The sequence below is a fragment of the Streptomyces sp. NPDC002537 genome, from assembly GCF_053594975.1.
On record NZ_JBSFWT010000053.1, the window covers coordinates 45,785 to 52,211 of the forward strand.

The 6,427-nt window shown below is 71.5% G+C and carries 9 protein-coding genes; 2 read left to right on the forward strand and 7 right to left on the reverse strand.

Translation table 11 applies throughout. The annotated features are described in order from the left end of the window. Positions 1 to 11: 11 nt before the first annotated feature. Complete coding sequence (locus ACWD4A_RS22900) at positions 12 to 539, reverse strand: tRNA adenosine deaminase-associated protein (RefSeq protein WP_451196714.1); 528 nt, start codon at positions 537 to 539, stop codon at positions 12 to 14. A 198-nt stretch (positions 540 to 737) separates the two neighbouring features. After that, positions 738 to 1,034 (reverse strand): hypothetical protein, encoded by a 297-nt coding sequence (locus ACWD4A_RS22905; RefSeq protein ID WP_451196715.1) that lies wholly within the window; start codon positions 1,032 to 1,034, stop codon positions 738 to 740. Between the two features lie 181 nt (positions 1,035 to 1,215). Here ACWD4A_RS22905 and upp point away from each other — a divergent pair, with 181 nt between their 5' ends. Then, on the forward strand, positions 1,216 to 1,851 hold the full coding sequence (gene upp, locus ACWD4A_RS22910; protein WP_451196717.1) for a uracil phosphoribosyltransferase: 636 nt from the start codon (positions 1,216 to 1,218) through the stop codon (positions 1,849 to 1,851). Positions 1,852 to 1,948: 97 nt separating this feature from the next. Here upp and ACWD4A_RS22915 read toward each other — a convergent pair whose 3' ends face one another. The 3 genes from ACWD4A_RS22915 to ACWD4A_RS22925 all read right to left on the reverse strand — a co-directional run bounded on the left by ACWD4A_RS22915 (position 1,949) and on the right by ACWD4A_RS22925 (position 3,881). Next, positions 1,949 to 2,665 carry a LytR C-terminal domain-containing protein gene (locus ACWD4A_RS22915; RefSeq protein WP_451196719.1) on the reverse strand — a complete coding sequence of 239 codons (717 nt, stop codon included), beginning with the start codon at positions 2,663 to 2,665 and terminating at the stop codon, positions 1,949 to 1,951. Positions 2,666 to 2,845: 180 nt separating this feature from the next. Beyond that, positions 2,846 to 3,142, reverse strand: coding sequence for a type II toxin-antitoxin system VapB family antitoxin (locus ACWD4A_RS22920; protein WP_003986294.1), 297 nt, complete (start codon positions 3,140 to 3,142; stop codon positions 2,846 to 2,848). Positions 3,143 to 3,269: 127 nt separating this feature from the next. Then, positions 3,270 to 3,881, reverse strand: a complete 612-nt coding sequence (locus tag ACWD4A_RS22925) for a helix-turn-helix domain-containing protein (RefSeq protein WP_451196722.1) — start codon at positions 3,879 to 3,881, stop codon at positions 3,270 to 3,272. A gap of 62 nt (positions 3,882 to 3,943) precedes the next feature. On the opposite strand from ACWD4A_RS22925, the gene ACWD4A_RS22930 reads away from it, so the two are divergent. Next, positions 3,944 to 4,675 carry a B3/B4 domain-containing protein gene (locus ACWD4A_RS22930; RefSeq protein ID WP_451196724.1) on the forward strand — a complete coding sequence of 244 codons (732 nt, stop codon included), beginning with the start codon at positions 3,944 to 3,946 and terminating at the stop codon, positions 4,673 to 4,675. A 14-nt stretch (positions 4,676 to 4,689) separates the two neighbouring features. Here the strand turns inward: ACWD4A_RS22930 and ACWD4A_RS22935 are convergent, their stop codons facing one another. Then, positions 4,690 to 5,604 carry an AEC family transporter gene (locus ACWD4A_RS22935; protein ID WP_451196727.1) on the reverse strand — a complete coding sequence of 305 codons (915 nt, stop codon included), beginning with the start codon at positions 5,602 to 5,604 and terminating at the stop codon, positions 4,690 to 4,692. Next, positions 5,601 to 6,200: an HhH-GPD-type base excision DNA repair protein gene (locus ACWD4A_RS22940; protein WP_451196729.1), complete on the reverse strand. Its 600-nt coding sequence runs from the start codon at positions 6,198 to 6,200 to the stop codon at positions 5,601 to 5,603. The genes ACWD4A_RS22935 and ACWD4A_RS22940 overlap by 4 nt, the downstream gene beginning before the upstream one ends. Positions 6,201 to 6,427: the final 227 nt, after the last annotated feature.

A 6,427-nucleotide genomic window follows, 5' to 3' on the forward strand; every position in this document is an offset into this window, starting at 1 on the left:
CCGGCGGGCCGTCAGCGGACGGCCTCCAGGACCTCGGTGCAGCCGAGCGCCTCCGCGATGCCGCTCAGCGCGTCGCTGTCGAAGGCCAGCAGCTCCTGCTTGCCCACCCCGTAGTCGTCGAGGATCAGCTGGTCGCCCAGCGGACCGGCGGGCGCGGGCAGGGCGGAGTCGGGGGCGTCGGCCTCGTCGTCGTCCGGCTCGGGTTCGCCGTCCTCCGTGCCGTCCAGGTCCGGGAGGCTGGCCAGGTCGCTCTCGGTCCGGTCACGCCCGAGGAGCTCGTCGGCGAGCAGCGAGCCGTAGGCGTTGCGACTGGCCGCCGCGGCGTTGGAGAGGTAGACCCGGGGGTCCTCCTCGCCGTCCACCCGGACGACACCGAACCAGGCGTCCTCCTGCTCGATGAGCACCAGGACCGTGTCGTCGTCGACCGAGGACTCACGGGCCAGGTCGGCGAGGTCGGACAGGGTTTCCACGTTGTCGAGTTCTGTGTCGCTCGCTTGCCACCCGTCTTCGGTGCGCGCGAGCAGTGCGGCGAAGTACACCGTGACTCTCCCACTGGTCATAGGCGGTGCCGGGCTGGACGGGGACCACCCCGCCCACTCGGAATCGTGGCAGAAACCCGGCCGTTGCGAGAGGTCTTCCGCGCTGCGTCGTGCAGCAGTCCGAAGAGATGTGCCTCACGTGGGCTCCATACGGGCGTCGTCGGTACGGGCGTGTCACCGGCCGCGCCGCCGGGCGCGTCACCAGCGGAAGGTCCGCATCCGCATCTGCTGGCGCATCCGGGCGGCCCGCGCCCGGCGGGGCTGCACCCGGTCGCGCAGCTCCTTCGCCTCGTTGAGCTCGCGGAGGAATTGCGCGCGTCTGCGGCGTCGCTCCGCGTCGCTCTCGTCCTCGCTCCCGCCCGGGGTCTCCTGGACCCCGGTCCTGCTGTCGGGGCCGTGCCCGGGGGGTTCCGGAGCGTTCGGGGTCTCCGTCCGGTCCGGGGTGTCCGTCGTGTCCGTGGTGTCTGGATTCTCGCGGATCTCGCGGTCAGCCATGGGCGTCACCACCTCGCGCCGAGGTCTTCGCCCGGAGTGACAGACCGGGCGTACGTGCCCACTTTCCCCCTAAACGGTGGTTTGATGCCAACGCTGCGACAGACTGTCGGAGGGCTCCGTACGGCCGCCGGGGCCGACCGCGCGGGAGCTGGCGCCCAAAAGCTCGGTTAATGTCGATGTCATGCGTATCCACGTCGTCGACCACCCGCTGGTGGCGCACAAGCTCACCACGCTGCGCGACAAGCGCACGGACTCCCCCACCTTCCGGCGCCTCGCCGACGAGCTGGTCACCCTGCTCGCGTACGAGGCCACCCGCGACGTGCGTACGGAGCAGGTGGAGATCGAGTCCCCGGTCACGGCGACCACCGGCGTCAAGCTGTCCCACCCCCGCCCCCTGGTGGTGCCGATCCTGCGCGCCGGGCTCGGCATGCTCGACGGCATGGTCCGGCTGCTGCCGACCGCCGAGGTCGGCTTCCTCGGCATGATCCGCAACGAGGAGACCCTCAAGGCGGAGACGTACGCGACGCGCATGCCCGACGACCTCTCGGGCCGCCAGGTGTACGTCCTGGACCCGATGCTGGCCACCGGCGGCACGCTGGTCGCGGCGATCAACGAGCTGATCGAGCGCGGCGCGGACGACGTCACCGCGATCTGTCTGCTGGCCGCCCCCGAGGGCGTCGAGGTCATGGAGCGCGAGCTGGCGGGCGCGCCGGTGACCGTGGTCACCGCCTCCGTGGACGAGCGTCTGAACGAGAACGGCTACATCGTCCCGGGCCTGGGCGACGCGGGCGACCGCATGTACGGCACCGCGGGCTGACGGCCCCGGAACCCCTGAGAACGCCGACAGGCCGGACGGTCCCCCGACCGTCCGGCCTGTCGTACGACTCGGCGCTTCCCGGCGCGTCGTCAGGGCCTCAGCACTTGGTGACGGCCCGCGCCGAGGACGGCTTCGGGCTCGGGTGCGCCGACTCCGAGGGCGAGGCCTCCTGGGACGGAGGCTCCGACGCGGGCTCGCCGCCGATCTCGGTGAGCGCCTTGTCGGCGTCCTGTTTCGCCGAGAGCTCCTTGAACTCGGCGCCGAGGATCAGATCGACGTCCTCGCCGCTGCGCTGGTCGTTCCTGACATCGGTGCCGGAGAGCTGGGTGCCGAGCACCTTCAGCGCCCCGTCGGCGACCTCCGGCGCGCCCAGCAGCAATCCCGTGTTCGAGACCTTCTTGTCGTAGAGCTCGGGGGCGTTCCCCACTTTGCCGATCCTGAAGCCGCGCTTCTTGAGCTCATCCGCGGTGATCTTGGCGAGCCCGCCGCGCGGTGTGGCGTTGTAGACGTTGACGGTGATCTCGTCGGGCCTGGGCAGTGGCTTGGGGGCGTCCTCGCCCTCCTTGCAGTCGCCCTTCCCGCCCGTGGCGCTCTTGCCGCCCTTGCCGTGTGCCGCCTGTGTCGTGTCCTGGCCTCCGCCGGAGAAGACGTCGACGAGTTGCAGCGTCCCCCACCCGGCCAGCGCGAGCGCTGCGGTGACGGAGGCGGCGGCGAGCACGATCCTGCGGCGATTTCTGGGGCGGCGCATGTGCGGGAACCGACGACCCGTGATGCGGTACTTTCCGCCCATGCCGGGAGGGGTGAGCATGCTCATGGGCGCAGCGTAGTGCTGGGCGGAGCCGCTGCCTACTAAATGATCAATGGGTTCGCCCACCCCAACCCGAAAGGCCGAACAACGGCCTGAAACAGGCTCCATTCGGGCCGCCGGCCCGATGTCGGAGTGGTGTCGGCGCGTCGGCCGGTCAGTCGTTGACCTGTCGACTGATCAGCCGGATCAGCCCAGTTCGAGCACGCGCGCGTGCAGCACCTGGCGCTGCTGGAGCGCGGCGCGCACGGCGCGGTGCAGACCGTCCTCCAGATAGAGGTCGCCCTGCCACTTCACGACGTGCGCGAAGAGGTCGCCGTAGAACGTCGAGTCCTCGGCGAGCAGCGTCTCCAGATCGAGCTGCTGCTTGGTGGTCACCAACTGGTCGAGCCGCACCGGGCGGGGGGCGACGTCCGCCCACTGCCGGGTGCTCTCCCGGCCGTGGTCGGGGTACGGCCGCCCGTTTCCGATGCGCTTGAAGATCACACGGAAAGCCTACCGGGCGAGTGGTCCCCGGCGCAGCCACGGCGCGGGAGTGCGAAGGCGACAATCGGCCGCATTCCGGGAGTGAATCATGAGTCGGTGCCCCGGAATCGACGATTCGGGCCGCCGGTCAGCTGTTCGGGGGGACGAGCACGACGCCCGTGTACGCGACGGCGGAGGCGCCCCGGTTGGCGTACGTGTGCGGCCGGTCACCCGCCATGCGCAGCCCGTGTCCGGCAGGCAGGACGGCCTCCTGGCCGCCGACGGTGACGGTCAGGGTGCCGTGGTGCACGTGCAGCAGCTCCACCGTCCCGGCGAGGTGGGCCTCGCTCCGGTGCTCCTCGCCGGGTGCGAGCCGCCAGTGCCACAGTTCGCCGCCCGCGGGCTGGGTGGCGCCGGTGACCAGGGTGCCCGTGCCGCCGTCGGGGCCGGTCCACAGGACGGGCTGCTCGTCGGGCGGCGACGGCTGGAGCAGGGGTGTCGCGGGCTGCTGGAGCAGATCGGTGAGCGGGACGCCGAAGGCGTCGCAGAGGCGGATCAGAGTGGCGAGGTTCGGGTTGGAGCGGGCGTTCTCCAGCGCGACGAGCATGCCCTTGCTGACGTGGGCGCGGGCGGCCAGCGCGTCGAGGCTCCAGCCCCGTTCCTTGCGCAGCGCGCGGGCACGGGCGGCCACGGCTTCCATGACGGATCTGTCGTCGGCGGGCATGCCTTCCGCAGTATTGCCGCTCGTGTCGGGCCTCATGCCGCCCATCTTCGCGCAACTTCGGGCTCCGGTCGTTCAGTGTTACCGTCGATTGCAGTGAAATGACTGACGAAGGGTGGCTGACCATGGCGGTGGATCTGGAAGCGGGTCTGGAAGCGGTGGCCGGGAGCGTGCGTGTGGACGACGCCGTGCGCGCTTTGCGGCCCGACTTCGCCGTGCTGGCGATCGCGGCGGACGGGCTGCCGACGGGCCCGACCGATGCCTGGTCGCGCGGCCTCCTCAAGGACGCCGCCGCGACCGCCGCCGAGCTGGACGTCACGGCCGAACCGCACATCGCCGCCTGGCGGCAGGCGTACACGGCGTTCGGCGCCAAGCCCGGCCGTACGCGCAACAGCGCCGAGGCCCTGGCCCGCCGGGCGGCCGCGGGCCTGCCCGAGGTCAATCTCCTCGTCGACGTCTACAACGCCGTCTCCGTCACCCACCGACTCCCCATCGGCGGCGAGGACCTGGCCGCGTACGAGGGCGCGCCGCGCCTGGTGCGCGCGACGGGTGACGAACCCTTCGACACGGTGGCGAACGGAGCGCCCGCGGTCGAGCACCCGGAGCCCGGCGAGGTCGTGTGGTGCGACGACCGCGGGGTCACCTGCCGCCGCTGGAACCACCGCCAGTGCGTCCGCACGCGGATCACCGGGACGACGACGTCGGCCCTCTTCCTGCTCGAACGGCTCGACCCCATGCCGTTCGAGGCCCTGGACGCCGCGGCCGACGACCTCCTCGCACGCCTCCGCGAGCGCGCCCCGGGGCTGCGGGCGGTGTCCCGCCTGGTGCGCTGAGCCGTACCGGCGGCTCACCCCAGCAGCCAGGAGATCAGTGACAGCGTGACCAGGGACAGCAGGGTGGACCAGATCACCACGTCCCTGGGCACGTCGGTGCGCAGCCGGTACTCGCTCGCGTAGATGAAGGCGTTCTGCGCGGACGGCAGCCCGGAACACAGCACCACGGCGAACAGCGCGTGCCCGTCGAGGCCGAAGACCCAGCGGCCGAGGGCGTACGCGAGCAGGGGCTGCGCGGCCACCTTCAGCGCGACGAGGGTCAGCCGCTCGCCGATCCCCTTGGCATCCAGCGCCACCCGGGTGTTCAGGGACATGCCGAGTGCGAACAGTGCGGCGGGCACCCCCGCACCACCGACCGTCCGGATCGCCTGGACCACCTCGGCGGGCAGCCGCCAGCCGAGGGCGGACACCACGACGCCCGCCGCCGAGGCGGCGATCACGGGGTTGCGGAAGGGCAGTTGGACGAAGCGGCGCCACTGGCCGCGGACGCCCCGGTGCACGTCCAGATCGATCAACACCATGATCAGTGGGGTGACGAACAGCATCTGGAACACCGCGGCCGCCGCGATGAACGTGGTGTCGCCCAGCACGCCGACCGCGACGGGAATCCCGAGGTTGGCGGAGTTCACATAGGACGCCGTCATCGCGTTGACCGCACGGTCGGCGGGCCGCATCCGGAACACCGCACGCGACAGCAGCAGGCCCACGCCGAACACCGCGAGCAGACCGATCGCGAACACCGCCACACCAGGATCGGCGATCTTGCCCACCGGTGCCGCGGACAGCGTGAGGAACAGCAGCGCCGGCATGGCGAACGTGAACGCGAAGCGGCCCAGCACGGGCTGGGCGTGCGGCCCGAGGACCCGGAACCGGCCCGCCGCCCAGCCGAGCGCGGTCACCGTCCAGACGGGTATGAACCCGGATATCACTTCGTCGGCTTCCCCGCCGCCGCTGCCTTGGCCGCCCGCTTCATCTCCTGCTTGTGCGCCCGCACCTTGGCGAGCGACTCGGGCCCGGTGATGTCCGCGACCGAGCGGTACGAACCCTCCTCGCCGTACGCCCCGGCGGCCTCGCGCCAGCCCTTCGGGGCCACGCCCAGCCGCTTGCCCAGCAGCGCCAGGAAGATCCGGGCCTTCTGATCACCGAAGCCGGGCAGCTCCTTCAGCCGGGCCAGCAGCTCCGCCCCGCTCCCGGCACCGCGCCACACCGCGCTCGCGTCACCCTCGTAGTGCTCGACCAGGAACTGGCACAACTGCTGGATCCGCTTGGCCATGGACCCCGGATAACGGTGCACCGCCGGCTTCTCCGACAGCAGCGCGGCGAACTCCTCCGGGCCGTACGAGGCGATCTCGTACGCGTCCAGGTCGTCGCGCCCCAGCCGCTGCGCGATCGTGTAAGGGCCGGAGAACGCCCACTCCATGGGGACCTGCTGGTCCAGCAGCATGCCGATCAGCGCGGCGAGCGGACTCCTGCCGAGCAGCTCGTCGGCCTCCGGCTGCTGTGCGAGGTGAAGAGTGATGTCCATGCCCCGATGATCACCCCGGGGCGGGCGCGCGGAGTGCTCCCACGCCCCACCACTTCATGACCTCGCCGGGACGGACCGGCCGACAGGGACCGGCCGGCAGGGGCCGCCGCCGGGAGCGGCCCGCACGCCTACTAGTGCTCGATTCCTCAAAGGCGGTACTCAAAACGGCGCCTGAGGATGCGCGTGGGTGGGGCTGGTCTGCCCCAGATCCAGGGTTTGGCGCGTGC